A 25159-nucleotide genomic window follows, 5' to 3' on the forward strand; every position below is an offset into this window, starting at 1 on the left:
CCGTTCCTCTCACCCGCTTGACTAATATAACTTGGCAAGGCGAACCGTGTCAAGCAAAATCTGTGGAAAGTTTGGGGAATCAGCAAAGGAAAGCTGAAGCGAACAGTCAGCAAGCGTTTAGAGAACCTTAGGCTTTTAGGAAGTAACGCAATTCGCCGATTAAAATGGCTCACGTACCACAAAGCGGGCATTATTAATAGTGTAGAAAATAGCTTTCTAGATTTAGCATCGAAAGGGCTTTCAATTGAATAAAGCGCTCTGCTAACTTATGCATTCTTGATCGGAGAACCAATTAACAGATTAGTGTTGTGTCAGTCTTGGGATCGTCGTGAATACTTCAACTGCTGCATCACCGCCTTTCGTTATTCTTGATCGCTATCTTCAAGACTGGCTCATAGAAGATATTGGACGGGGCGATCGCACCACTCAAAGCCTTTTTCCTTCTGGCACTGGACAAAATCATGCGATCTTGATGGTTAAAGAGGATGGGGTGGTGGCTGGATTACCGATCGCTGCTAGAGTTTTCTACTTATTAGATCCGTGCGTGACATTCAAAGCGCTAGCTATAGAAGGAGGCGTTTATCAAAAAGGAGAGACGATCGCCGAAATTCAAGGACCTTTTGATGCATTGCTTACAGGAGAACGGGTTGCACTCAATTTAGCGATGCGGTTGAGCGGGATCGCAACAATGACTCGTAGGTATGTGGAGAAAATTAAAGATCTTCCTGCTCGACTGGTGGATACGAGGAAGACAACGCCAGGGTTAAGGGTGCTAGAAAAATATGCGACTCAGGTTGGAGGAGCAGTCAATCACCGGATGGGACTAGATGATGCCGTGATGATTAAAGATAACCACATTGTGGCAGCGGGTGGAATTGGAGCGGCGATCGCACAAGTTCGCGCTCACATTCCTTATCCCTTATCAATTGAAGTCGAGACGGAAGACTTAGACCAGGTTGAAGAGGCTTTGCAGCATCAGGCAGACATCATTATGCTAGATAATATGCCGCTTGATTTGATGCGGAGTGCAGTGCAAAGAATTCGGCAGAGCAATGAGCGGATTAAGATTGAGGCTTCGGGGAATGTGACGATCGAGACGATTCGGGCGATCGCGGAAACTGGGGTGGATTACATTTCGAGCAGTGCGCCAGTGACGCGATCGCCTTGGTTAGACCTAAGCATGAGATTTGTCAAGCCTTAGAAATAAAGTGAACCCAAAAGTTGCCATCTGGGATGCACAAGCGAGTAATCATGCTGTAGGAGTAGTGGACAGATTTTCCTTTGTTGTCTTCTAAGCCGAGGGCGTTGCGATCGTATCCCCACGAATACCATTCGCCGTAAGGATCGTTCACGATAAACCCGTTTTCGTCAAAGCCAGTGAGAACGACAATGTGACCAAAATCAGTGAAGTATCCGTGAATGACCACGGGCTTACCATCAGATAGCCACTCTTTGACTTGAGCGATCGTGGCATCGGCTCTAAAATCATCGCGAGCGCCGTAACGTTCAGCGATTAGAGCGAGATCGTGAGGATCGTGGCGACTCAGCCCATTGTTTTCGGCGTAATCGTAAAGTTCGTCTTCAAACTGACCTACTTTGGTCTTGCGCTTGATGCCCAAAAACTCAAAGCACATGGTAAGAGAGGTGACGTTGCAAGCACCGTTGGGGTTTAACTCATTGTCGCGTTGAGATTTATAAGGAATATTGAGTTTGATGCTATTGGGAATGGGCTTAGGAAAGACTCGAACTCCATCTCTTCGGATCTCTGCGTGTTTGCCAAAAACATACCAAACGTTAGTATCTTTGAACGCGTCCTTAGAAAAAAAGCATCTAGCATGATCGCGCTCAATGTCGAAGGAGTCGAGTTCAAACTCTTTGCCAGCCTGAATAGATTGCTTGAAGTCTTCAGGAAGTTCTGAAGACTGAAGCGGCTTTCTTTTGAAAGTAGTTTGGGTAAGAATTTTGAGCCTGAGTGTCATGGGGGCATCCGTTAATTTCTAGTAGTGGTAGATCATAAGAAGTTGGGTTTAGCGTTCCCAATTTCTAGCGGAGTAACTATAGAAGGATTCATGCTGTAGATGGAAGTTTCCAGACAGCAGGAGTAGGTTAGATCAATCAAGAAACATTAAGGATTTTTTTAATAGAGTTTAACGGTTTCCTTGCTTAAACGATCGCTCTTACTAAATGATAAAGAGCCGGGTCGCTATCTTATATATAGTTAAATCCGAGTGATGTTTTGCTTACAGGCTTTGAAATTATGAATGCTACGAATGCTTCACAGTCCTCTGAAGGGGTAATCGCACAGCTAAAAAACCGCTTTGAACAAGCCTTGATTGCTGCATTTGGAGAAGATCTAGCAGGAGCCGACCCGATGCTGGTTCCGACGAGCAATCCGAAGTTTGGAGATTATCAGTCGAATGCGCCATTGGCATTGGCAAAGCGTTTAGGGAAAGCACCAAGAGCGATCGCTGAAGAGTTAATTCAGCAGCTTGATGTCTCTGACGTTTGTTTGCCTCCGGCGATCGCAGGCGCGGGATTTATTAATTTCACCCTCAAGCCAGAGTATCTAGCGGCAAGACTTTCGGCTTTTCAAATTGACGATCGTTTAGGGGTGGAAGCTGTCAAAAAGCCGAAGCGGACGATCGTAGACTTTTCGAGTCCCAATATTGCGAAAGAGATGCACGTTGGGCATCTACGATCGACCATCATCGGTGATTGCATTGCTCGAATCTTGGAGTTTCAAGGACATGAAGTTCTGCGACTAAACCATGTTGGAGATTGGGGCACTCAGTTCGGAATGCTGATTACCTATTTGCGTGAAGTTTGCCCGGAAGCACTGACCACTGCGGATGCTTTGGACTTGGGTGATTTAGTTGCGTTCTACAAAAAAGCAAAACAACGGTTCGACGAAGATCCAGACTTTCAAGAGAAGTCTCGACACGAAGTTGTGCGGCTGCAATCAGGCGCAGAAGACACGCTTCGGGCTTGGAATTTGCTGTGCGAACAGTCTCGAAAAGAGTTTCAAGTTATCTATAATCTGCTGGACATTTGCATTACCGAACGCGGTGAATCTTTTTATAATTCGCTTTTGGCTTCGGTGGTTGAAGATTTAGAAAAAGTAGGCTTGCTTGTTGAAGATCAAGGTGCAAAATGCGTTTTTCTAGAAGGCTTTCAGAATCGAGAAGGGCAACCATTACCTCTAATTATTCAAAAGTCAGACGGAGGATATAATTACGCGACGACAGATTTAGCCGCAATTCGGTATCGAATTCAGCAAGATCAGGCAAAGCGACTAATTTATGTGACCGATGCAGGACAGGCAAACCACTTCGCTCAAGTGTTTCAGGTGGCGCGTCGGGCGGGGTGGATTCCTGAAGATGTGGACATTGAACACGTTCAGTTTGGACTCGTTCAAGGTGAAGATGGCAAGAAGTTAAAGACGCGATCGGGCGACACAATTCGGCTACGCGATTTATTAGATGAAGCGGTCGATCGTGCCCGTGCAGATCTAGAAGCGCGACTTCAAGAAGAAGGTCGTCAAGAAACAGAAGAATTCATTGCTAACGCTGCTCAAATTGTCGGAATTAGTGCAGTCAAATATGCTGACTTGAGCCAAAACCGCACTAGTAACTATATTTTTAGTTACGACAAAATGCTGGCGCTTCAGGGCAACACAGCACCCTATATGCTTTATGCTTATGTGCGAGTTCAAGGAATTAGTCGGAAAGGTGAGATTGACTTTCAAAACTTGGGATCTGACGCAAAGATTCTGCTGCACGAAGAGACAGAATTAACGTTAGCAAAACATCTGTTGCAGTTAGAAGATGCTTTAGATCAAGTAGGTCAAGATCTGTTTCCAAATCGGCTGTGTCAATATTTGTTTGAACTGAGTCAAAAATTTAATCAGTTCTACGATCGTTGTCCCGTTTTGCAAGCTGAAGACTCTATAAAAACGTCTCGGTTGATGTTGTGCGATCTGACTGCTCGAACGTTAAAACTGGGATTGTCTTTATTAGGAATTCGAGTGCTAGAGCGAATGTAGAACCTAAACATTATGAACTTTTACATTGGCTGTGCAATCTGGGCTTATAAAGGTTGGGTCGGAGATTTATTTCCGGTCAAGAGTCGATCGTCAGACTATCTCAATCTCTATAGTCGTCGCTTCACCACAGTAGAAGGCAATACAACTTTCTACTCGATTCCTGATTCAGAGACTGTTTCACGATGGGCAGCAGAAACACCGCCTGGATTTAAGTTCTGTTTAAAGTTGCCAAAAACGCTAACCCACAATCATTTGTTAAAACCTTCGCTTCCGGGCGCGTTGAAGTTTTTAGAACAAATGCAAGGATTGGGCGATCGTTTAGGTTCAATGTTTGCCCAACTTCCTCCGAGCTACAGTCCTGCAAATTTCGATGATTTGGCAAGTTTTCTAGAAGGTTGGGCTAGAAATAAATCGCCTCTAGCGGTCGAAGTTCGGCATCTCGATTGGTTTAAAGAGCCTCATAACAGCCGCCTCAATGCGATGCTAAAAGATCTCAACGTGGGACGAGTTTTGCTCGACACTCGCCCTATTTATAATGCACCTGACGATCCGCAGATTGGTTCTGAGCGCCGAAAACCCAACGTGCCACTGCAACCGATCGTCACTGCGCCGTTCAGTCTAATTCGGTTCATCAGCCATCCCAATCTAGAGATGAATCAAGTCTATTTAGAAGAATGGGTCAAAATCGTCGATCGCTGGCTCAAACAAGGAACGACCGTTTATTTCTTTGTGCATTGTCCTGTTGAGGAGCGATCGCCGCAAACTGCTCGTCACTTTCAGCATCTCCTTCAAAAACAGAACATTTCCATTCCGCCGCTCCCGTGGGACTCACTTGAGCAAACTCCGACTCAGCTAGATTTGTTCTAAAGAAGGAATTAGAGCGACCCAGCAAATAAACTGAAGCCTTGCACTGAGGCTAGAAAGCAGGTCGAGCTATAGGAACGATCGCTAGACGGAATCTCTTGACTTCCTCACTAGCAAGATAGAATGAATCCAGCAAAAGTTCTCAACATTTAGTTAGACACGCGAGGAGCATCGCAAGGCATGGGAAGAGTAGTCGGTATTGACTTGGGGACTACAAACTCGGTGGTAGCAGTCATGGAAGGCGGAAAGCCTGTTGTGATCGCCAACGCAGAAGGAATGCGAACAACGCCCTCCGTCGTCGGCATTAATAAGGAGGGCGAACGGCTAGTCGGGCAGATGGCAAGACGGCAATCGGTGCTCGACCCCCAAAACACCTTTTTTGGGGTCAAACGCTTTATTGGTCGCAAATATAGCGAACTGTCACCTGAGTCGAAGCGCGTGCCCTATACGATTCGCAAAGACGAAGTGAGCAATATTCGGATCAAATGTCCGCGGCTCGATCGCGACTTTGCCCCCGAAGAAATTTCGTCAATGATTCTCAAGAAGTTGGCAGCCGAAGCCGCTCGATATTTGGGTGAACCGATTACCGGAGCCGTGATCACCGTTCCGGCTTATTTTAATGACTCGCAGCGACAGGCAACCCGTGACGCTGGGCGAATTGCAGGCTTAGATGTGAAGCGCGTTCTCAATGAGCCAACTGCGGCATCGTTAGCTTATGGACTCGATCGGGGACAAAGTGAAACTATCCTAGTGTTTGACTTGGGCGGTGGCACATTTGACGTATCCATTCTCGAAGTCGGCGATGGCGTATTTGAGGTCAAAGGCACCAGCGGCGACACGCAGCTAGGAGGCAATGACTTTGACGAAAAAATTGTGGACTTCTTAGCAGAAGAATTTCTAGAAAAAGAAAAAATTGATTTGCGGCGAAATCGTCAAGCCTTGCAGCGCCTAACTGAAGCCGCCGAAAAAGCAAAAATTGAGCTATCTGGGGTCGCAGTCACCGAGATTAACCTACCCTTTATCGATGCCAATGCAGAAGGCCCCCTGCATATTGAAACTCGCTTGACCCGATCGCAGTTTGAAGGCTTTTGTGGCGACTTACTTTCTCGGCTGCGCGGACCCCTCAAACAGGCGTTTCGCGATGCGGGCATGACCCCGATGGATATCGATGACATTGTGTTAGTGGGCGGCTCGACTCGAATCCCGATGGTGCAGCAAGTCGTGCGATCGATTATCAACAAAGAACCCAATCAAAACGTCAATCCCGATGAAGTCGTCGCGGTTGGGGCAGCGATTCAGGCAGGAATTCTCGCGGGTGAAATCAAAGACATTCTGCTGCTAGATGTCACGCCGCTGTCTTTTGGGTTGGAGACGATCGGCGGAGTCATGAAAAAATTGATTCCACGCAACACCACGATTCCGACTCGCCGATCAGACACCTTCTCGACCTCAGAAGACAACCAGACAATGGTGGAAGTCCACATCTTGCAAGGCGAACGAGATATGGCATCGGGCAACAAATCGCTCGGTCGCTTTAAGCTGATGGGCATTCCGCCTGCACCGAGAGGCATTCCGCAAGTGCAGGTGTCGTTTGACGTGGATGCCAACGGCATTCTGCAAGTCACCGCGATGGATCGCACAACCGGGCGAGAGCAAAGCATCACCGTCCAAGGCGCTTCAACACTGGGCGAAGAAGAGGTGCGGCAGATGATTCGCAACGCCGAAGAGTTTGCAGAGGTCGATCGGCTTCGCAAAGAAAAAGTCGAGAAGCGCAATCGGGCTGAAGCGCTCACCTTTCAAGCCGAACGGCAACTGCGAGAAGCCACCCTCGATTTTGGGATGCAGTTTGTCAGCAGCTACCGTTCTCGCATCGAGCCATTAACTCGGCAACTGCGCGAGGCTCTGGCAGACAACAACGATCGCGGCGTTGACCTTGCTGAAGCTGACCTCAAAGACGCTCTCTACGACCTAAATCGCGAAGTCTACCAGCAAAATCAGGGTGACGAAGAAGGCGGATTCTTTGAGTCGATTAAAAATTTCTTTCTGGACGATGACGACGATTACGATTATTACAACGATCGTCGCGACCCTTATGACTATGGCGCACGACGAGATAACGATTGGGATACGCCGCGTCGTGACTCGTTTGGGAGTCGAGATCCCTACGATGGCTCCGCTCGACGCGACTATGACTCACCGAGACGTGACTCGCGAGACGGCTATAATTCTGTGCCTCGCGACTATCCAGCGAGTGAGCCGCGCCGCAACCGCGACTATGATGCGCCCAGACAAAGCAACGATGGCAACGTGCCCCGCGATCGTGGCTACGATTCACCCCGGCAAAATGACAATTACAACGCGCCTAATCGAGATTCTCGCGATTCTCATAGCGACCGCGACTACAATGCTCCGAGACGCAATCGCGATGCCGACTCGCCTAGAGCCGATCGTGATTATCCGCCCGCCCGCCCATCGCGTAGTGATACTGGAAGTCGTGACTACGAAGCTCCGAGACGCAATGGTGACACTGATTTGCCCAGACGCGATTCTCAAAGTGATCCCTATAGCAACAACGCTTCCGAGAGTCGTCGTCCTAGCCGAGGCGACACTTCTAAAAAGCGTCCGAGTCGCCCCAACTACGATCGAGATAATTGGGACGACGAAGACGATTGGCTCTAAAAAAGTAGCTGAATGACGAGGGCTAAGTTGCCCCAAACTTGATCCTCAGACCTTAAACTTCAAACCTCAAACTTGCTCTAATGCTATGCAGAATTTCCGAAACTATTACGAAATCTTGGGGGTCGAAAGAGATGCGTCGAGCGATGAGATCAAAACAGCGTATCGAAAGTTAGCGCGTCGATATCACCCCGATGTCAACCCCGACAATAAAGCGGCGGAGGACAAGTTTAAGGAACTCAGCGAAGCTTACGAGGTGTTGGGGGATGTCACCAAGCGATCGCAATATGATCAGTTCGGAAAATTCTGGCAACAGCAAGGGTTTCAAGGAGCCGCAAGAGCGGCGAAGAATGTCTGGAATAAAACGACTGGTAATGGCGCTCAAGAAGTCGATTTTGGCGAATATCGCAACTTCAACGATTTTGTCGATCAGTTGTTAAATCGGCGAGTCACCACCAATACCACCAGCACCCGACCGCCTCAAACTGACTATTATCGTCCCGGCAGCAGCAAAACGAGCTATACCGTGCCGAGTGCCCGATCGACTACGACTCGTCGCGATGCTGAAGCGCGTCTGACTGTGCCGCTAGAAAAAGCCTATTCAGGTGGACGGGAGCGCATTCGGCTAGAAGATGGACGATCGCTCGAAGTCAATATGCCCGCTGGCATGATCACAGGGCAGCGCATTCGGCTAAAAGGGCAGGGGATGTCTGGCGGAGATTTGTATCTCAAAATTGAGGTATCGCCGCACCCATTTTTTAAGTTAGAAGGTTCTGATGTCGTCTGTCAGTTGCCGATTACGCCGAGTGAGGCAGTTTTGGGCGGCGCGATCGAAGTCCCAACCTTAGATGGTTTGGTGAAAATGACGATTTCGGGCGGTGTACGATCGGGTCAGCGCTTGCGATTGGCAAACAAAGGCTATCCCGAAGTCGGCAGTGATGCGCGGGGCGACGCGCCTAAAGAACGGGGCGACCAAATTGTTGAGTTGCAAATCGTCATGCCTAAAGAGCTAACAACTCAAGAACGCGAACTTTATGAAAAGCTGCGCCAGCTAGAAACGTTTAATCCTCGTGCAAATTTGCTTGGGTAAGCCTAAATCACCCAATATCCTAGACTGGATTGAAAGATTTAATACAAATTATAGAGCATGGAAAATCTAGTGGAAATGTTTACCACAGAGGTTAGTAGCGATGGACAGACTCCAATTCCAGAGGATGTTCGTGAATTGCTAAATCTGCATCCGGGCGATCGAGTCGAGTTTGTGATCTCTGAAGATGGCAAAGTCTATCTTCAACCTGCAAAAATCGATGTTCGGCAGCTATCTGCAATGCTATATAAGCCAGAGAGAAAACCTCTTTCTATTGAGAAAATGGATGAAGCGATCGCTCGATGTGCTGGAGAATCAAGTTGAGAGGGCTAGATACAAACGTCATCCTCCGATATCTGTTGCGAGATAACGAGGAACAATGGCAACTGGCTGATCAGTATATTAATAATGCTCTAGATACGACCGAGACTTGTTTTATCAACAATATTGTTCTCTGTGAAGTGGTCTGGGTGCTGCGATCGGGCTATAAACTTAGCAGATCAGAGCTGATTGATACAGTGGAGAAACTGCTAAGAACTAACATTTTTGTGTTTGAGAATCAAGAAGCGGCATGGTGGGCAGTTCAACAAATGAAGCGAGGAGGGGCTGACTTCTCAGACTATTTGATTCTGAAAGTAAATCAACAAATGAAGTGTGTAGAAACCGCTTCTTTTGATGCCAAGCTGCAAGGTGTCGAAGGAATTAGATTGTTGTAGCTGGATAGATAGAGATAGCCCAATATCCAGCAAAAAGTCTTGTTAGGCAGAAGTCGTGAAAAAGTTAGGAGTCAGCTTGATAGTTGGAACCTGATTTGTGATCCTGGTTTGATTGCGCGAGAATTAGATTAATTAAGCTTGTGACTAGGCGATCGTAGTCCATTGGCATTACGTCTTTGCCGTGCAGGATGTGCTGCACCAACATATAAGACACAAGAGAACCGAAAAAGATTTGCGCGATCGCTTCAGGGTCAGCAATGCCGAGTTCTGGATGGGTTTCAAAATATTGGCTGAGTAAGTGTCGCCCTTGCTTGATGACCGTGGTTGTGAATAATTTTGCTAATTCTGGGAAGCGATCGGACTCTGCAATAACCAGCCGGATCAAACACAAATAATTTTGATCTGCAACTTTAGAGCCGTAAATCTTGGCAACTTGCCTCAATAAGATCGCAGGCTCACCCCGCAACTGCCCCCCGTCATAGACTTCTTGGAATCGGGAGAGTGTCATCCACTCTAATAACGCTTTAAACAGCCCTTCTTTATTGGTGAAGTGGCTGTAGATCGTTTGCTTGGAAACGCCCGCTTCTGTGGCAACACGATCCATGCTGGTGCCCGCATAGCCACAACTGAGAAACACGCGCATGGCTCCCTGCAAAATCTGTTCTTGCTTAGGGGTGATGCTAAAAGGAACAACGTCTAATGAGGTCATGAATCACAGATTATTGCTCGATGGGCAGGAAACCATTTCTTCGCGTATTAACTTTTTCTAACGAGCGTTGTTTAATCATACTAGACGGTCTAGTATGATCGAAAGCTTAAAGCATTTTATTTTTGACTGCCAAGAGTTTCTTTCATAGCGCATCCTCTAGGCCTATCACCATGACTCAGCTTGTTCCCCCACCGATCAACCAGCTTCCAGATTCGCCACAGTTAAAGCCTGAAGGGCGGCGGATTCCTAAACCTTTGTTAGTGATTCCGATCGGTCTGGCGATCGCGGCGATCGGCTATGGAGTCTGGCGTTTGATGCCTCATCCAGAGCCAACGACCCTGCATTTAAGCGGTCGGATCGAGGGCTATGAGACAGACATCGGTGCAAAAACGGGCGGACGGGTAAATTTTATTGCGGTGCGCGAAGGCGACGAAGTTAAGAAAGGACAGGTCTTGGTGCGAATCAATGATGAAGAAATTCAGGCACAGCTTAGAGGCGCAACTGCAAATATAACTTCTGCCCAACAGCAAGCGCAGCAAGCCCAGTCTCAAATTGATGGCATCGACAGCAAGATTCGGGAAGCAGAACTCAATCTAAAACAGTCGAAAGGCGATGCCACCGGGCGAATTAGTCAGGCACAATCCACTGTTTCAGCGGCAAACGCTCAACTCGCAGAAGCGATCGCCCAAGTCAAACAAGCTGAGGCGCAGGTCAGACAAGCTCAGTCGTCGCAGAGATTTGCTGCCACAGATCGCGATCGCTATGCCCAGCTAGTTTCTCAAGGTGCGGTCAATCGACAGCAGTTTGACCAAGCGCAAACCGCCTTTGAGACGGCTCAAGCATCGGTGGAAACTGCTCAGGCAACACTCTTAGCGCGTCGAGCAAGCGTGGATGCGGCTCGTGATCAACTGAGTGCAGCTAAAGGCGGCTTTACGCAGGTGCAGACAACGGGCATTAATCCTGACATTCGAGGCGCTCAACTGTCGGGATTTTATCAACAGCGCCAGCAGGCAGTCGCTCAACTCAAACAGGCGCAAGCTCAGATCAAAACCGCTCAAGAGAAGCAAAAAGAAATTCAGGCGCAGCTTAATTATTTGAATGTAACCAGCCCAATCGCAGGCGTGGTGACAGCCCGCCCGATCGAGCCTGGGGCAGTGGTCGCTCCGGGCAAAACGATGCTAACGGTGATGGATCTGACTTCGGTTTATCTGCGGGGCTATGTGCCAGAGGGCGAGATTGGCAAAGTTCGCGTAGGTCAACCTGCCAAGATTTTTCTCGACTCCAATCCTAGTCAAGGGCTGACGGCTAAGGTGTCGGCGATCGATCCCAAAGCATCGTTTACGCCAGAAAATATTTATTTTCGCAACGATCGCGTCAACCAAGTGTTTGGGGTGAAGCTGACGATCAACGATACCAAAGGCTTTGCTAAACCTGGAATGCCAGCCGACGGAGAAATCACTTTAGAGACTAAATGATGCCCTCTGGAGGCTGGAGTCATGACTCAAAAAACGGTGACGAATAGCCAGATCACAGAAGTTCGGCCCACTGATCCTGCGGCTTCAGACGATGTGATTCGCGTGATCGGTTTGCACAAACACTACGATCGGGTGGCGGCAGTTCAGGGAGTTGATTTCTCGGTGCGACGCGGCGAAGTCTTTGGGCTAATTGGGCCGGACGGTGCAGGCAAGACGACGACGTTTCACATTCTCGGCGGCGTGATGGAGGCGACAGCAGGGGATGTGCAGGTGTTGGGACAACCGCCACGAGATGCGCGATTAAAAATTGGCTATCTGACTCAGCAATTTTCGTTGTATCTGGATCTCAGCATTGACGAAAATTTGCGCTATGTGGGTGGATTGCGGCAAGTGCCCGATCGTCAATTTTCGGAGCGGCGCGAAAAATATCTGCGCTTGATGAATTTAGAGAAATTTGGCGATCGCCTTGCCGGAGAGCTATCGGGCGGCATGAAGCAAAAACTTGCGTTGTGCTGTGCGCTTGTGTCCCAGCCTCAAGTGCTGTTGCTTGACGAACCGACGACGGGCGTTGATCCCGTTTCCCGGCGCGAGTTTTGGGATGTGTTGGCAGCACTGTCATCCGAAGAAGGGGTGACGATCGTGGTGGCAACTCCTTATCTAGATGAAGCAGAACGCTGCAATCGAGTGGCGCTGATGTATGACGGTCAGATTCAGCAGATTGGCACACCCGCCGAACTGAGAAACAGTTTAGGACTGCATCGCCTCGAAGTGCATACGCCCCAGTTGCAGGCAGCCGAGCAAGTGTTGACTACGCTATCTGAGTCCGATGCGATCGTGGATGTGCAGACGTTTGGCGATCGCTTAGATGTGCTGGTGAGTGATCCGCAAACAGGAGAATCTCAGGTGCGTGAATTATTTCGCCAAAACCACCTGCAAGCAGACACGATCGAACTCGCTGAACCCACACTAGAAAATGTGTTTGTGACTCGATTGCGCCAGCAGGGATCGGCACCGGAGTTTTTTGAGTTTCCGAGATCGCGAGGCGGCAATCGAAACGTCACTACAGGATCTTCCTCTGATTTTGCGATCTATTCTCACAACCTAAATCGGAGTTTTGGCAGCTTTCGGGCCGTTAAAAATGTCAATGTCGAAGTGCGCTACGGCGAAATTTTTGGCTTACTTGGAGCCAACGGAGCCGGAAAAACCACCACGATTAAAATGCTGTGTGGATTGCTGCCCATCAGTTCTGGCGATATTTCACTCGGAGGAGAACGCGGAAATCTCCGCAGCAGCGAACTCAGGCGACGAATTGGCTACATGAGCCAAAAATTCACCCTCTACGATGACTTAACCATTCTGCAAAACCTGGAATTTTATAGCGGCGTATATGGAGTGCCTCGCAGGCTGAGACGCGAAAAAATTGACTGGGTAATCGCCACCTGCGGACTCGACGGACGAGAAACCATGCTCACCGGACAGCTTCCGGGCGGTTGGAAACAGCGCGTCGCGTTTGGTGCCTCAGTCATGCACGAACCCGATATTCTGTTTCTCGACGAACCGACCTCTGGCGTTGACCCACTAGCGCGTCGTCAATTCTGGAAGTTAATCAACGATTTCGCCCGCAATGGTACGGCCGTTTTAGTCACCACCCACTATTTGGAAGAAGCCGAACAGTGCAATCGCATGAGTTTTATGGTGGCGGGTGAAATCGTGACAGAAGGGTCGCCCAGCCAGATCAAAGCATCCCAACCAGGACAGTTGATTGAAGTGGTCATCGACCAAACTCAAGCGGCTTCTAATTTACTCAAACAGCAGATGGAGTCTTGGCGAGTTTCGATCTTTGCCGATCGCCTTCATATAGTCCTTGACGATCCCGATCGTGACATTCCGATCGTGCGATCGCTGCTCAAATCTGCCAATCTCACCATTCATTCTCTGCGTCCAATCCCATTCTCGCTCGAAGATGCTTTTATCGGAGTCGTGCAGCGGTTAGCGCAAAGCGCAACTCCAGAGGAACCGTAGCCAACATGAAACGAATTCTCGCCCAATGCACCAAAGAATTAGCGCAGTTTCGTCGCGATCGCCTCACCCTGGCGCTGGCGTTTATTTTACCTGTGATGACGCTGTTTATCTTCGGATTTGCCATCCGATTAGAGGCAAAAAATATTGCGATCGTCGTGCAAGACTTCGATCGCAGCAATCTCAGCCGACGATATACCGAGGGATTATATCAAACCAATCAGTTTGTGCCAGCCCAGTGGAGCGGAGATGACCCCATGCAGGATGCGCTCGATCGCGGCATTGCTAAAGCTGCTGTGATCATCCCGCCTGACTTTAGTCGAGGCATCGCCGCCGGAAAAACCAGTCAGCTACAGGTATTAATTGACGGCACCGATGTCAACAATGCGCGAGTCATTAAGAACAGCATTCAAGCCTTCACGCGATCTTTTTTGCAAGATCAGAATCTGATGTCAGGAACGAGCAAAATCACACCACGGTTGCGTCTCTGGTTTAATCCGGGGCGGCGAGAATCGCTCTACATTGTGCCGGGAGTGTTTGGCGTGATTTTGGCGATTTATCCATCACTGTTGGCAGCGTTGGCGATGTCGCGAGAAAAAGAACAGGGCACGATTTTGCAAGCCTACGCTTCTAGCATCAGCGCGGCTGAGTTGCTGTTAGGCAAATGTCTCGCCTATTTGGTGGTTGGCATTGGGCAAGCGATATTTGTGATCGGCTTAGGATGTGCAATCTTTCGCATTTGGTTTGTGGGTGATCCGAGTCCTTTTTTAATCGGGACGGGTATCTTTTTGATCGCCAGCATTATGTTTGGTTTGCTCATTGGTGTCCGGGCTAATAATCGGAGTGTTGCCGTTCAAGGTGTAGCAACCGCAGGCTTTTTATTAGCATTGCTGTTGTCAGGATTTATCTATCCACTGAGTAACATTCCGTTTCCGTTGTCACTCGTGACTAATATTGTTCCGGCTCGCTATTTTATTGAGATCAGCCGGGATGCCTTTGTGCGAGGCACGGGATGGGAAGGCGTTTGGGTGGCTCAGGTGTGTTTGGTAGTGTTGGCGTTTGTGCTGTTTAACATCGCCCGTCGCATTCTGGGTCGAATGCAATTACCAGGTTAGAGGGCTTTGAGTGATGAAACTGCTGCGTCGTTTAATCGAAAGTCGTTTTTGGGCATTGACCGTTAAAGAAATCGGTCAGATTTTGCGGAATAAACAGTTGATTTTTCTATTGGTGTTTCCGCCAACGATACAACTGTTGATTTTTGGGTTGGCGTTGAATCCCGATGTGCAAAACCTCAAGTTAGGAGTGGTTGATTATTCCAACACGCCGATGAGTCGAGAATTGGTGTCAGCCTTAACTGCAAATGGTGTGTTTCGAGTCGATCGCGCTCCACCCAATGAGCAGATTTTGGGTGAGCAAGTTCGGCGAGGCGAAATCATAACTGGGCTGGTAATCCCACCGACCTTTAACCGCGATCTCAAGAGCGATCATCCCGCAGAAGTGCAAGTTCTGATTGATGCCGTCGATGCCAACACTGCCGGAATTGCCAGTGGTTACGCCGCCCAGATTATCAATCACTTCAGTCAGCAATTGGCTCCTCAAAATCAAGCGCCGATCGAGACCCAAGTCACCATTCTCTACAATCCAGGATTGATTTCTAGCTGGTTTATCGTGCCCGGCGTTTTGGGACTGGTGCTGAATTTAGGTAGCTCGCTTGTGTCCACGTCGGCAATCGTGCGAGAAAAAGATACGGGCACCTTAGAACAATTGTTGATGACTCCAGCCGCCGCATGGGAGATCATTTTGGCGAAAGTGGTGCCGCTATTTGTCTTGCTGTTAGGAGAGGTTATGCTAGCAGTGACCGTTGCCACTCTGGTCTTTCACGTCCCCTTTCGAGGGAACTTTTTCTTATTCATGGGCTTCTCAGGACTCTATATCTGCGTGGGCATCGGGATCGGATTTCTCTTAGCCACGGTTTCGCGGAGCCAGCAGCAGGCGATTCTCACTTCTTTTTTTATCAATTTGCCGCTGATCCAACTGTCAGGGGCGATCGCGCCCATTGAAAGTATGCCGCGATTTTTTCAGATATTGTCGCTGTTTAACCCACTGCGGCACTATGTCAAGGTTGTTCGTGGGGTTCTCCTCAAGGGCAACGGGTTAGAGGTGCTTTACCCCGAAGCGATCGCCCTTACGGCTTTTGCAGTCGCTCTGCTGGCAATTAGCACCTACAAATTTCGGACGCAATTAAGCTAAATCGTTTGTTTGATCGACAGCACAAGCGTTATCCTGCTTAAGGTTGTCGATCTGAAATTTATCGCTGGGAGAGATAGGCTCCTTGAATTTACGTTAGTTCGATGAGTTCTTTCGCTTCGTTCTTTAGGGCTTCTGCTCCCTAAATTCCCCAATTCTGGGGGACTTAGGGGGCAACCCAGATTTGTAACCGCAGCGAAAAGCTTCATCGAATTAACGTTAAATCTCAGTCTCAACCAGTCTGTAAAGCTAGTTTCTTTAGTCTGTGGGCTAACCAAGAATCGTATGAAAATGTTTCTTCATTTAATTCAAGTGGGTGTGGGAGCTTTGATCGCTTTTGGCTCTGTGGGTGCAGCTTATTCACAGACATCGCCTTCTGGTCAGCCCCAGAAACGCTCTAATCTTGCCGCTCAGTCACCCCCCCTCAAAACGATCGCCGCCACCTTTGAGGGTGAAGCTGCTTCGACCCCTACCAAACCTGTGACGATCGTCAGAATTGTCCAAACCTTTGGCGGCAGCGTGCAGAAAGTCTCGGCTGAACGTGCCAAAAAAGTGCCCTCCCTCTTAGCTGAGGCGAAAAAGCCCCGATCGGAGACGAAACCGACGATCGCCCAACCGTCCTTTGAGGGTGCCAAAATCGTCGAGGTTTTTGCCAACGAGCCACAAAAGGCTTCAGACTCAGCCGTTGCTCAGACTCCTAAGCCTGTCACGCCTCCCCGATCGACTCCGCTTCCGCCCTCTAATCCTCCCGCGTCATCTCCGCGGACTCCAGCGACCACTACACCAACCCCCGGCACACCTACCCCTACGCCTACAACTTCTAAATCTGACCCAACCCCTGCCCCTGCCTACCTCAATTCACCCGCCAACCCGCTATTATTTCCGACTCGCCCCGACGAAGTGCGCCTAGCCGGAACTCAACTGATCAGCTTGCAGCAAGCGATCGAGCTATCAGAGCGCAATAACCGTGACCTTGAAGTAGTTAGACTTCAGCTAGAAAGCAGTCGAGCGGCGTTACGCGAAGCTCAAGCTACGCTTTATCCCACGGTGGGACTTCAGTCTAGTTTAAATCGCTCTCAGAGTGCATCGGGTGACATTTCAGCAAAGGTGCAAGCACAATCACCGCAATCTCAGCTATTTGGGGCTTCTAGCACCAACCCGCCCAGCACCAGCCTGAGTGGAGCGATTCAACTCAACTATGACATTTTTACATCGGGTCGAAACAGTGCTCAAAGAAAGGCCGCAGAACGGCTGGTAAGAGCCGCTGAGTTGACGGTTGAGCAGACTCGTGAGCAGTTACGACTCGACACGACAACTGATTATTACAATTTGCAAAGTGCCAATGAACAGGTGCGAATTAATCAGGCAGCCGTGATCAATGCCCAAAGAAGTTTGAGTGACACACAGGCGCAAGAGCGTGCAGGGTTGGGCACTCGGTTTGATGTGCTGCGATCGCAGGTTCAACTTGCCAATGCTCAACAGCAACTCACCAACGCGATCGCCACTCAGGGTATCAATCGTCGTCAACTGGCTGTGCGTCTAAGTTTACCAGAGTCGCTCAACGTCTCAACTTCTGACCCCGTGCAGCCTGCTGGCACTTGGGGTTTGCCGATCGAAGACACGATCGTCCTGGCTTATAAAAATCGAGCTGAACTAGAAACGCAATTAGTGCAGCGAGAGGTCAGTGAGCAACAGCGCCGAGCGGCATTAGCAGCGTTAGGCCCGACTGTCAGTGCGACAGCTAGCTACAACCTGCTCAAGAGCTTTGAGGCACCCGTCAAGGATGTAGGCAATGGCTACACCCTGGCTCTGCAAGCTCAATGGAACTTTTTTGATGGTGGAGCCGCTCAAGCCCGCGCAGCCCAGCAAGAGCGAAACAAAGAAATTGCCGAATCTCGGTTTGCCCAAAGCCGCAACAACGTCCGCTTTCAGGTTGAGCAAGCCTATACCAATTTGCAGGCAAACCGCGCCAACATTGACACCACAACTACGGCTCTCGGACAGGCAGCCGAAGCACTACGACTAGCTCGATTGCGCTTCCAAGCAGGTGTAGGAACCCAAACCGATGTGATTAACGCAGAGACAGATTTGACTCGTGCAGAAGGCAACCGGGTCAGTGCAATCATTGGTTATAACCTCTCTCTTGCCCAATTGCAACGAGCCGTTAGCAATATCGCTGCCCGATAGTGATTCCGCAGGCAGAGGCGAAGATCAATAATTCTAATTGCTGCGGGTTTTCTGGCTCCGATCGCATAAGTTCAAGGCACAATAAACTAAAAGGCATTGATGTAATATCATCTGTCACATTGTTGATTGAATTAGGCATAACTTATAAAGAACGTCGTGTTTGTATAAAGAGTCTTACTTTCCAGAAGACTTGTCGAGAGATTAAGTGTCAACCATTTCCCTTTATGTCCTTGAGGATTGCCCCCATGACTCATCCTAAAACGTCCGCTTCCACCGTTCAAAAACGATATCAGCGTTATCTTTTGCTGTGCGGACTCGGTTGTGTGGTCAGTTCAGGCTTTTTGGGCAGTGACATAACCCTCGCTCAAACTCAGACACCCGTTCTGGAACTAGCTCCTTCTGCCCCAGCCCCAGCCGCTCCTGCCTCGTTAGATCCTGCCCCTGAATTGGCGGCCCCGGTGGTGACACCTAGCGCGATCGCCCCCGTCGAGAGTGGAGATTTGTTTATCGATCGCACCCATTACAGCGTAGGGGCAACCGAGCGTCGCGACCCTACACCTGCGGCTCAGGTCGTGCAGGTCGATCAAGTCAGCGCGCCCGTCAACGTCACTCCGACGCATTTGGGTTCCGTCAGCGTTTCAGCAAGGGGGATTGGTTGGAGTTCGAGTCCGGGTAGCACCACGGCGATCGGGCGAGAATATAGCACCGTGCGCGACTACTACAATCGCACGATTCGCCCTCCTGCTCGCCTCGGCAATGGCAATATTCGATTAATTTTTCCGCTCTCGATTCCCTCAGCGATTACGTCTGTTTTTGGCTGGCGCGTTCACCCCATCACAGGTGACAGTCGCTTTCACTCTGGCACCGATCTAGGCGCACCGATGGGAACGCCCGTTTTGGCAGCTTATGCAGGTCAAGTAGCGTTTGCAGACCTTTTTGGTGGATATGGACTAGCGGTGGCAATCAACCACAATCAAGGCACTCAGCAGACGCTTTATGGTCACTTATCAGAGATCTTCGTCAAACCCGGAGATATCGTGCAGCAAGGAATGGTGATTGGGCGGGTCGGCAGCACCGGAGCCTCAACCGGGCCTCACTTACACTTTGAGTTTCGGCAGTTGACCACAGAAGGATGGGTGGCGATGGATGCAGGAACGCAGTTAGAAACCTCGCTGGCTGATTTAGTGAAAGCGTTGCAGGTAGCTCAGTCGCCTGCGAAACCCGTTCAGTAACCACGCAGAAATTGACTGCAAGCGCTGTTTTACTGAAAGCTAGGGTTGCTTTAAGCGGGATCGTTCTCTTGATAGATAGGCGATTCTACTTGTGGTTAGATAATAAGTAGTGTTGACCGTCACATCGAGCCGACTTGTCTAAATGCTTGACGCGCTGCCTCCCGATCGCTTCCCCTCAATTCCCCTCCCCACTAACGAAGCCGAACGCCTGGAAGCACTGCGGCGATATCACGTTCTCGACACCCCTACTGAGATTGCGTTTGATCGGATCACAACACTCGCAGCACGACTGTTTGATATGCCGATCGTGCTGGTTTCGTTAGTCGATCACTCTCGTGCCTGGTTTAAGTCGAGCTATGGGTTTGATCTTTGCGAAGTGCCACGGGGCGACGCGATCTGCAATTTTGCGTTGCTCTATAACGACATTCTCGTCGTTCCTGACACTCGCAAAGACGATCGTTTTGCCTGCAACCCTTTTGCAATCAGTGAACCAGGCGTTCGCTTTTATGCAGGTGCGCCCCTGATGACCCATGATGGCTATAACCTGGGCACCCTCTGTTTGCTAGACGGTAACCCGCGAGAAGCGTTAAGCGATGCCCAAAAAGCGACGTTGATCGATCTCGCCGCGATGGTGGTTGATGAGCTAGAGCTACGGCTTGCCGCCAAAAAAATTGCTCAGGCCGATGCTGCTCTTCTGACGGTTACCCAAGGCGTTTCGGCGGTGACGGGCAACGCATTTTTTCAAGCGCTCGTGCTGCACTTTGCCAAAGTTTTAAACGTTGAATATGCCTTTATTGGGCTAGTGGTTGACCACGAAGACAAAGCCATTCAAACGATCGCAGTGTGCGCTCAGGGTGAAATTAGCGAAAATTTTGACTATTTGCTTAAAGACACGCCCTGTCAAGCCGTGATCGAAAAACGCACGATTTGCTGCTATCCGCATCGAGTACAAGCGCAATTTCCTGACGCACCCTTATTGGCTCCTCTCAATATCGAAAGTTATATTGCGATTCCCTTTTTTGACTCAACGGGTTCTGCGATCGGGTTACTGAGCATGATGGATGGCAAACCTTTAGAAAATGTGCAGCTTGCTGAGTCTCTGCTGACGATTTTTGCCCTGCGAATTACAACCGAGCTAGAGCGCCAACAGACCGAAGAAACCCGCACCCAAATGCTTGCCCATGAGCAGCAAGCCCGTACCCAAGCCGAAGCCGCTAACCGCATGAAAGACGAATTTCTGGCCGTTCTTTCTCACGAATTGCGGACTCCACTTAACCCAATTTTAGGCTGGGCAAAACTGCTGCGATCGCGCACCCTTGACCCTGCCAGAACCGAGCAAGCGCTAGAAACGATCGAGCGCAATGCAATATTACAGACGCAACTCATTGACGACTTATTAGATATCTCGCGAATTGTGCAGGGCAAACTCAGCCTCACCATTGCCGCCGTTGATCTAAATGTGACGATTCAGTCAGCGATCGACACGCTGCAATTAGCGGCTCAAGCCAAGACGATCGCGGTTAAATTTGAGCCGCCTTCCCTGCCGATTTGGGTGTCAGGCGATGCGAACCGACTTCAGCAAGTGGTCTGGAATCTTTTGTCAAATGCCATCAAGTTTACACCTGCCGAGGGAAAAATCGTTGTTGACTTAAAGCAGGTCGCTGATAATCACGCTCAAGTTCAAGTCAGCGACACCGGAAAGGGGATTGTGCCTGACTTTTTGCCGTTTGTGTTTGAGTCTTTTCGGCAAGCAGATAGCGCTACGACTCGGCACTTTGGCGGGTTGGGGTTGGGGTTAGCGATCGTTCGGCAATTAGTCGAATCACACGGCGGCACCGTTGAAGCTGATAGCCTTGGAGAAGGACAAGGAGCTACTTTCACGCTTAAACTACCCCTGCTAAGAATCGTGGATTAAATAACCTGTAAAAGTCTTATGATTGGTCATCGCCGAGACTTTTGCCCCCTAAATCCCCCACGAGTGGGGGACTTTGAAACTGGAGTCTTGGCTCAAAGTCCCCCAAAATGGGGGATTTAGGGGGCAAAAGCCGACCCAAACGAGTGCCAAAGACTTGTGTGTACACCGTAGCTCTTTAGGGTGAGGGCGAGAAGTTGCACCTTAATAAATCCACGTTCCTAAACGTTTCTAGTCAACCGAAAAAACCGAATGTTGTTCAAGCATGCAGACATCAAAAGTCCGGCGATGAATCCTGCCCATAGTCCTTGAGCGCCAAAGGGGCCAATAATGCCGAGACAATAGCCGATCGGCAACCCTACCACCCAATAAGAAATTAAATTAAACAGCATGGGCATTCGCGTATCTTTTAAACCTCGCAGTGCGCCGATCGCCACGACTTGCAGCCCATCAAAAATCTGAAAAATTGCCGCCATCATCAGCAATTGGACTGCGATCGCTTTCACCTGCGGATCGTTAGTGTAAAGTCCGGCGATCGTCATCGGCAAGCAAACCAGCACCAGAGACGCACTCGTCATAATCGCCACCGAAATCACGAGGCTAGTCAAGCCGCTAAATCGTGCGTCTATAAAATTGCCCTGCCCGACTAACTGCCCAACTCGAACGGTAGTCGCGATCGATAACCCCAACGGCACCATAAATGTCATAGCGGCAATGTTAAGCGCCACCTGATGCCCCGCTAAAATATTGGTTCCTAGCCCGCCGATCAGCAGTGTGGTCACGGCAAACATCCCCACTTCTAGAATCAGGCTCAACCCGATCGGAATCCCCACTTTTAGCAGTTCTAAGAGTTTCCTCGCGCTGGGTCGGTCAAATCGCTCTAGCAGATTAAAGGGTTTAAGCTGCCGATTGATCACGACATAGACGCTCATACACGCGAGCATAATCCACCACGATACTGCCGTTGACCATCCGGCTCCTACGGCTCCAAGTTCTGGAAAGCCAAACCGACCGTAGATCAGCACCGAGTTGCCGACAATGTTGCACCCCAGCGCCACCAGTGTGAAATACATTCCGGGCTTCATGACGGCGATGCCTTCGTTAAACAGCCGCAGCGCCATAAACGCAAACGCTGCCGGAAGACCCCAGCTAATCGCTTTGATATAACCATCTGCGATCGCAACGACACCTGGCTCTATGCCCATCCAACTGAGCGCGGGAGAAAGATGCCGGACGATCAAGACAATCGGCAGCGCGATGAACTGGCTCAAATAAAGACCTTGGCGCACATAGGCACCGATCTCGTGTCGTTCACCCGATCCATAAAACTGAGCCACGATCGGAGACAGCGCAATTAAAACGCCATTTGCAAACACTTGAAGCGGGAAAAACAACATCGTTCCTGCGGCGATCGCGGCGAGATGTTGCGCGTTATAGTGCCCGACCATTACGGTGTCTACAAACGTCATCAGATTTTGCCCAACTTGAGCCGCCATCACCGGAATGGCGAGACGGAGAATAATCTGGCTTTCCTTGAATAACAGAAGCGGATAATTTTGGGGTAAACGAGTCATTGTGGATCAAGATTCAGACTGACTCTTTTAAAGAAGTGTGTAAAAGATTCAGACTATAGCTTTGTGATGGGTCATGTCTTCTTCCGATCGAGCAATTTTGGGTGTTGCAGAATCAGCATTTCCCTTCTACTTTTGTTCAGGTGTCCAAAATTGTAGATCTTGAATTGTGCCAAAGTCTCGGTAGTTCATCGTCCAAACTGGGCAACGACGACGTTGAGCAGTGTGAATCACAACAGATGCATCCTCTAAACTCCCACTCCAACCTGGTAATGACTGAATCATTCGCTGTAGCGTTAGCACATCAGATTGAGCGAGAAAAACAGGTTGCAGAACATCCAGCATGAGCGTCAGTGCATCGCAAGCAATCTCATAGCGTTGATGATTCAGCAACCACTTATAGACCTCAAAGAGAATTGGAAGGGGCATCCAAAGAATCGTTTTCTGTTGAAAAAGCTGACGAAATCCAAGTTCTGCTTCTGCATGATAGCGATCGTTCTCATAGAACAGGGCAATTAACGCTCTTGCATCTAAAACAATTTGCTTCAATCGTAATCCTCTGCACGCTCATCAGAGTGGTGCGGGGCCTGTTTAACGATTCCTGATAATGCCATAAATTTCTCAACCTGTTTGGGTTGTGGAGCCGCAACTTCACTCGCTACAGAATCCTTTTCTAATAGTTCTAACCCAAGTTTTGGTGCCAACGCTTCTTGAATCAAATCTGATATCGTGAGGTCTGGATTTTTTTGTAAATAGCTCTGAATCAGCAGAACGAGATCATCTGAAATTTCTATTGTCTGTTTCATCAGACACCATAGTTAGTACTAAAGTTTTTTCGATTCTAGTTGTATTGTAGACGGTGATGCACAACCGTTTACAGACTAAAATTGATGGATTGCTAGAGAAACAAAGTGAATGAACGCTCAAGCTAAAGACTATCCCTTTGCACAAGAATTCATTACCGATGCTGAGGGGCACATCCGCAAAGTCGTTATTGATGTTGCAGATTATCAGAAATTGATTGAAGCGCTTGAAGATGAAGGGCTTTACCGCGCAGTGGCTGAGGTTCGTAACGAAATTCCTTTGAGCTTAGAGGAAGCACTCAAGGAAATGGCAGCAGAGTGAAGGTTGAATATTTACCCAGCTTTCTAAAGGATTTGAAAGCGCTCAAAAGCACACCCGGCTTTGAAGCTATTAATGCGCTCGTGTTTGAAGAGATTCCCCGATCTACATCTCTGGGAGAAATCAGCAGTTTGAAAAGGCTCAAGGGGGTTGACGATGCGTACCGGATTCGCGTCGGTGATTATCGGATTGGCTTGTTCACGCTTAAGGAAACAATCACTTTTGCTCGTGTATTGCATCGAAGAGAGATTTACCGATACTTTCCCTAATGGGTAGACTGCGATAGTCGTTCCCATGAAATAAGGTGAGGATCTCGACCTAATTCAATCCATTCGCAGTTGCTTAAGCGGCTGAATGCCCAACCACTCCAGATCTTGTTTAAGCTTTTTAAGCTGAGCGCGATCGACCAGCAATAAATCGGGAGACAGCCGCGCCACGAAACGAGATCGTAGTATCTCACTGCGGGCGATCGCTCAGATCGATAGCAAAGCGCGATACGATTGTGCCCAATCGTTCATAAGGTAGGATCGACATACCATTTAGAGAAGCACAATCAGGATGAACAAACTTATAACTTCTGAGCAAAAGCTGCTAGAGAAAATCCGGCAACTTCCCCCTGAGAAAGTGATTGAAGTTGAGAATTTCGTTGATTTTCTGGTTCAACGAAATCAAAACACTACGCAACGAATGAACTGGGATAAAAAAATAGCAGAAATGGCAAATGACCCAGAGATTCAAGCTGAAATTGCTGCCATTGATTTAGAGTTTGCGATCGCTGAAATGGATGGACTAAATTCTCAATGAGCATTCAGCGGGGACAAATCTACTTTGTCAATCTCAACCCGGTTCAGGGCAGGGAACAAGCTGGTAAGTAGACAGACCTAATTAAATGTAAGATGCCCAAATCGCCCTCACCCTAAATCCCTCTCCCTAGGGAGAGGGACTTTGAATCTTGCTCCCTTCTTCTTGGGGAGAAGGGTTGGGGATGAGGGTCTTCTATTTAATTCCACTCAGCTACTTAAACGTCCTGTTCTAGTTTTGTCTATTGATGCGATTAATCAACTACCCCTCGTTGTTACTGGGGTCGTCGGAACTAAAGGCGAAAATATTTCTCGTGACTATCCAACCAATGTTCGCGTTTTCACAGCAGAAAGCGGATTGTCTCTAGAAACTGTTTTTCTCTGCTTTCAGCTTCGATCTCTAGATGCCGATCGGTTTCCTTCAAAACCATCTGGACAGATCTCTGCCGAGAAGATGGAGCAAGTTGAAGCAGCCGTTCGGTATTGTTTAGGCTTATAGA

23 protein-coding genes are annotated in these 25159 nt (G+C 49.1%); 18 read left to right on the forward strand and 5 right to left on the reverse strand.

The genetic code is table 11. The features are described from left to right. Window positions 1-328 precede the first annotated feature (328 nt). Window positions 329-1201, forward strand: coding sequence for a carboxylating nicotinate-nucleotide diphosphorylase (gene nadC / locus C7B65_RS15500; RefSeq protein WP_073069618.1), 873 nt, complete (start codon window positions 329-331; stop codon window positions 1199-1201). Here nadC and C7B65_RS15505 read toward each other — a convergent pair. Continuing rightward, window positions 1191-1979 (reverse strand): C39 family peptidase, encoded by a 789-nt coding sequence (locus C7B65_RS15505; RefSeq protein WP_073069619.1) that lies wholly within the window; start codon window positions 1977-1979, stop codon window positions 1191-1193. The genes nadC and C7B65_RS15505 overlap by 11 nt on opposite strands. Before the next feature lie 278 nt (window positions 1980-2257). On the opposite strand from C7B65_RS15505, the gene argS reads away from it, so the two are divergent. The 6 genes from argS to C7B65_RS15535 all read left to right on the forward strand — a co-directional run bounded on the left by argS (window position 2258) and on the right by C7B65_RS15535 (window position 9385). Further along, window positions 2258-4042 (forward strand): arginine--tRNA ligase, encoded by a 1785-nt coding sequence (argS, locus tag C7B65_RS15510; protein ID WP_073069620.1) that lies wholly within the window; start codon window positions 2258-2260, stop codon window positions 4040-4042. Window positions 4043-4054: 12 nt separating this feature from the next. Beyond that, a complete protein-coding gene (locus tag C7B65_RS15515) occupies window positions 4055-4909 on the forward strand; it encodes a DUF72 domain-containing protein (protein ID WP_073069621.1) in 855 nt (284 codons plus the stop codon). 177 nt (window positions 4910-5086) lie between these two features. Then, complete coding sequence (gene dnaK / locus C7B65_RS15520; protein ID WP_073069622.1) at window positions 5087-7585, forward strand: molecular chaperone DnaK; 2499 nt, start codon at window positions 5087-5089, stop codon at window positions 7583-7585. A gap of 85 nt (window positions 7586-7670) precedes the next feature. Next, window positions 7671-8672, forward strand: coding sequence for a DnaJ C-terminal domain-containing protein (locus C7B65_RS15525; RefSeq protein WP_073069623.1), 1002 nt, complete (start codon window positions 7671-7673; stop codon window positions 8670-8672). 57 nt (window positions 8673-8729) lie between these two features. Beyond that, window positions 8730-8993 (forward strand): AbrB/MazE/SpoVT family DNA-binding domain-containing protein, encoded by a 264-nt coding sequence (locus C7B65_RS15530; RefSeq protein ID WP_223257281.1) that lies wholly within the window; start codon window positions 8730-8732, stop codon window positions 8991-8993. Beyond that, window positions 8990-9385 (forward strand): type II toxin-antitoxin system VapC family toxin, encoded by a 396-nt coding sequence (locus C7B65_RS15535; RefSeq protein ID WP_181314412.1) that lies wholly within the window; start codon window positions 8990-8992, stop codon window positions 9383-9385. Before C7B65_RS15530 ends, C7B65_RS15535 begins: the two co-directional genes overlap by 4 nt. Window positions 9386-9449: 64 nt before the next feature. Here C7B65_RS15535 and C7B65_RS15540 read toward each other — a convergent pair whose 3' ends face one another. Further along, a complete protein-coding gene (locus tag C7B65_RS15540; protein WP_073069625.1) occupies window positions 9450-10094 on the reverse strand; it encodes a TetR/AcrR family transcriptional regulator in 645 nt (214 codons plus the stop codon). A gap of 170 nt (window positions 10095-10264) precedes the next feature. On the opposite strand from C7B65_RS15540, the gene C7B65_RS15545 reads away from it, so the two are divergent. The 7 genes from C7B65_RS15545 to C7B65_RS15575 all read left to right on the forward strand — a co-directional run bounded on the left by C7B65_RS15545 (window position 10265) and on the right by C7B65_RS15575 (window position 21169). Then, the gene (locus C7B65_RS15545) at window positions 10265-11569 is read left to right on the forward strand and encodes an HlyD family secretion protein (RefSeq protein ID WP_073069626.1); all 1305 of its coding nucleotides are present in this window, start codon (window positions 10265-10267) and stop codon (window positions 11567-11569) included. Between the two features lie 21 nt (window positions 11570-11590). Next, complete coding sequence (locus C7B65_RS15550) at window positions 11591-13591, forward strand: ATP-binding cassette domain-containing protein (protein WP_073069627.1); 2001 nt, start codon at window positions 11591-11593, stop codon at window positions 13589-13591. Between the two features lie 5 nt (window positions 13592-13596). Beyond that, window positions 13597-14703 (forward strand): ABC transporter permease, encoded by a 1107-nt coding sequence (locus C7B65_RS15555; RefSeq protein WP_073069628.1) that lies wholly within the window; start codon window positions 13597-13599, stop codon window positions 14701-14703. Window positions 14704-14716: 13 nt separating this feature from the next. Further along, window positions 14717-15838, forward strand: coding sequence for an ABC transporter permease (locus C7B65_RS15560; RefSeq protein ID WP_073069629.1), 1122 nt, complete (start codon window positions 14717-14719; stop codon window positions 15836-15838). Between the two features lie 288 nt (window positions 15839-16126). Continuing rightward, on the forward strand, window positions 16127-18022 hold the full coding sequence (locus C7B65_RS15565) for a TolC family protein (RefSeq protein WP_219898590.1): 1896 nt from the start codon (window positions 16127-16129) through the stop codon (window positions 18020-18022). Window positions 18023-18267: 245 nt separating this feature from the next. Further along, window positions 18268-19254: a M23 family metallopeptidase gene (locus C7B65_RS15570; protein ID WP_073069631.1), complete on the forward strand. Its 987-nt coding sequence runs from the start codon at window positions 18268-18270 to the stop codon at window positions 19252-19254. Window positions 19255-19396: 142 nt separating this feature from the next. After that, window positions 19397-21169 (forward strand): GAF domain-containing sensor histidine kinase, encoded by a 1773-nt coding sequence (locus tag C7B65_RS15575; RefSeq protein WP_073069632.1) that lies wholly within the window; start codon window positions 19397-19399, stop codon window positions 21167-21169. A gap of 218 nt (window positions 21170-21387) precedes the next feature. On the opposite strand, the gene C7B65_RS15580 is transcribed toward C7B65_RS15575, so the two are convergent. The 3 genes from C7B65_RS15580 to C7B65_RS15590 all read right to left on the reverse strand — a co-directional run bounded on the left by C7B65_RS15580 (window position 21388) and on the right by C7B65_RS15590 (window position 23543). Further along, window positions 21388-22740: an MATE family efflux transporter gene (locus C7B65_RS15580; protein WP_073069633.1), complete on the reverse strand. Its 1353-nt coding sequence runs from the start codon at window positions 22738-22740 to the stop codon at window positions 21388-21390. 126 nt (window positions 22741-22866) lie between these two features. After that, entirely contained in the window at window positions 22867-23286 is a 420-nt protein-coding gene (locus tag C7B65_RS15585) for a type II toxin-antitoxin system VapC family toxin (protein WP_073069634.1), read from the reverse strand. Beyond that, complete coding sequence (locus C7B65_RS15590) at window positions 23283-23543, reverse strand: hypothetical protein (protein ID WP_073069635.1); 261 nt, start codon at window positions 23541-23543, stop codon at window positions 23283-23285. Before C7B65_RS15590 ends, C7B65_RS15585 begins: the two co-directional genes overlap by 4 nt. Window positions 23544-23652: 109 nt before the next feature. Between C7B65_RS15590 and C7B65_RS15595 the strand changes: the two genes are divergently transcribed. The 4 genes from C7B65_RS15595 (at window position 23653) to C7B65_RS15615 (ending at window position 25158) form a co-directional block, all read left to right on the forward strand. Continuing rightward, entirely contained in the window at window positions 23653-23862 is a 210-nt protein-coding gene (locus tag C7B65_RS15595; protein ID WP_073069636.1) for a hypothetical protein, read from the forward strand. Beyond that, complete coding sequence (locus C7B65_RS15600; protein WP_073069637.1) at window positions 23859-24128, forward strand: type II toxin-antitoxin system RelE family toxin; 270 nt, start codon at window positions 23859-23861, stop codon at window positions 24126-24128. Before C7B65_RS15595 ends, C7B65_RS15600 begins: the two co-directional genes overlap by 4 nt. A 289-nt stretch (window positions 24129-24417) precedes the next feature. Continuing rightward, window positions 24418-24663 (forward strand): DUF2281 domain-containing protein, encoded by a 246-nt coding sequence (locus C7B65_RS15605; RefSeq protein ID WP_073069638.1) that lies wholly within the window; start codon window positions 24418-24420, stop codon window positions 24661-24663. Window positions 24664-24825: 162 nt separating this feature from the next. Next, window positions 24826-25158: a type II toxin-antitoxin system PemK/MazF family toxin gene (locus tag C7B65_RS15615; protein WP_073069639.1), complete on the forward strand. Its 333-nt coding sequence runs from the start codon at window positions 24826-24828 to the stop codon at window positions 25156-25158. Window position 25159 lies beyond the last annotated feature (1 nt).

Source organism: Phormidesmis priestleyi ULC007 (assembly GCF_003003695.1).
Taxonomy (GTDB): domain Bacteria; phylum Cyanobacteriota; class Cyanobacteriia; order Leptolyngbyales; family Leptolyngbyaceae; genus Phormidesmis_A; species Phormidesmis_A priestleyi_A.

Bases quoted from the DNA above. Each gene is read 5' to 3' on its own strand.
- C7B65_RS15545 (WP_073069626.1), top strand. From the start codon at position 10,265: ATGACTCAGCTTGTTCCCCCACCGATCAACCAGCTTCCAGATTCGCCA.
- C7B65_RS15560 (WP_073069629.1), top strand. From the start codon at position 14,717: ATGAAACTGCTGCGTCGTTTAATCGAAAGTCGTTTTTGGGCATTGACC.
- C7B65_RS15605 (WP_073069638.1), top strand. From the start codon at position 24,418: ATGAACAAACTTATAACTTCTGAGCAAAAGCTGCTAGAGAAAATCCGG.
- C7B65_RS15505 (WP_073069619.1), bottom strand. From the start codon at position 1,979: ATGACACTCAGGCTCAAAATTCTTACCCAAACTACTTTCAAAAGAAAG.
- C7B65_RS15570 (WP_073069631.1), top strand. From the start codon at position 18,268: ATGACTCATCCTAAAACGTCCGCTTCCACCGTTCAAAAACGATATCAG.
- C7B65_RS15595 (WP_073069636.1), top strand. From the start codon at position 23,653: ATGAACGCTCAAGCTAAAGACTATCCCTTTGCACAAGAATTCATTACC.
- C7B65_RS15580 (WP_073069633.1), bottom strand. From the start codon at position 22,740: ATGACTCGTTTACCCCAAAATTATCCGCTTCTGTTATTCAAGGAAAGC.
- C7B65_RS15550 (WP_073069627.1), top strand. From the start codon at position 11,591: ATGACTCAAAAAACGGTGACGAATAGCCAGATCACAGAAGTTCGGCCC.
- C7B65_RS15540 (WP_073069625.1), bottom strand. From the start codon at position 10,094: ATGACCTCATTAGACGTTGTTCCTTTTAGCATCACCCCTAAGCAAGAA.
- C7B65_RS15525 (WP_073069623.1), top strand. From the start codon at position 7,671: ATGCAGAATTTCCGAAACTATTACGAAATCTTGGGGGTCGAAAGAGAT.
- C7B65_RS15590 (WP_073069635.1), bottom strand. From the start codon at position 23,543: ATGAAACAGACAATAGAAATTTCAGATGATCTCGTTCTGCTGATTCAG.
- argS (WP_073069620.1), top strand. From the start codon at position 2,258: ATGAATGCTACGAATGCTTCACAGTCCTCTGAAGGGGTAATCGCACAG.
- C7B65_RS15555 (WP_073069628.1), top strand. From the start codon at position 13,597: ATGAAACGAATTCTCGCCCAATGCACCAAAGAATTAGCGCAGTTTCGT.
- C7B65_RS15565 (WP_219898590.1), top strand. From the start codon at position 16,127: ATGTTTCTTCATTTAATTCAAGTGGGTGTGGGAGCTTTGATCGCTTTT.
- C7B65_RS15530 (WP_223257281.1), top strand. From the start codon at position 8,730: ATGGAAAATCTAGTGGAAATGTTTACCACAGAGGTTAGTAGCGATGGA.
- C7B65_RS15575 (WP_073069632.1), top strand. From the start codon at position 19,397: ATGCTTGACGCGCTGCCTCCCGATCGCTTCCCCTCAATTCCCCTCCCC.
- C7B65_RS15515 (WP_073069621.1), top strand. From the start codon at position 4,055: ATGAACTTTTACATTGGCTGTGCAATCTGGGCTTATAAAGGTTGGGTC.
- dnaK (WP_073069622.1), top strand. From the start codon at position 5,087: ATGGGAAGAGTAGTCGGTATTGACTTGGGGACTACAAACTCGGTGGTA.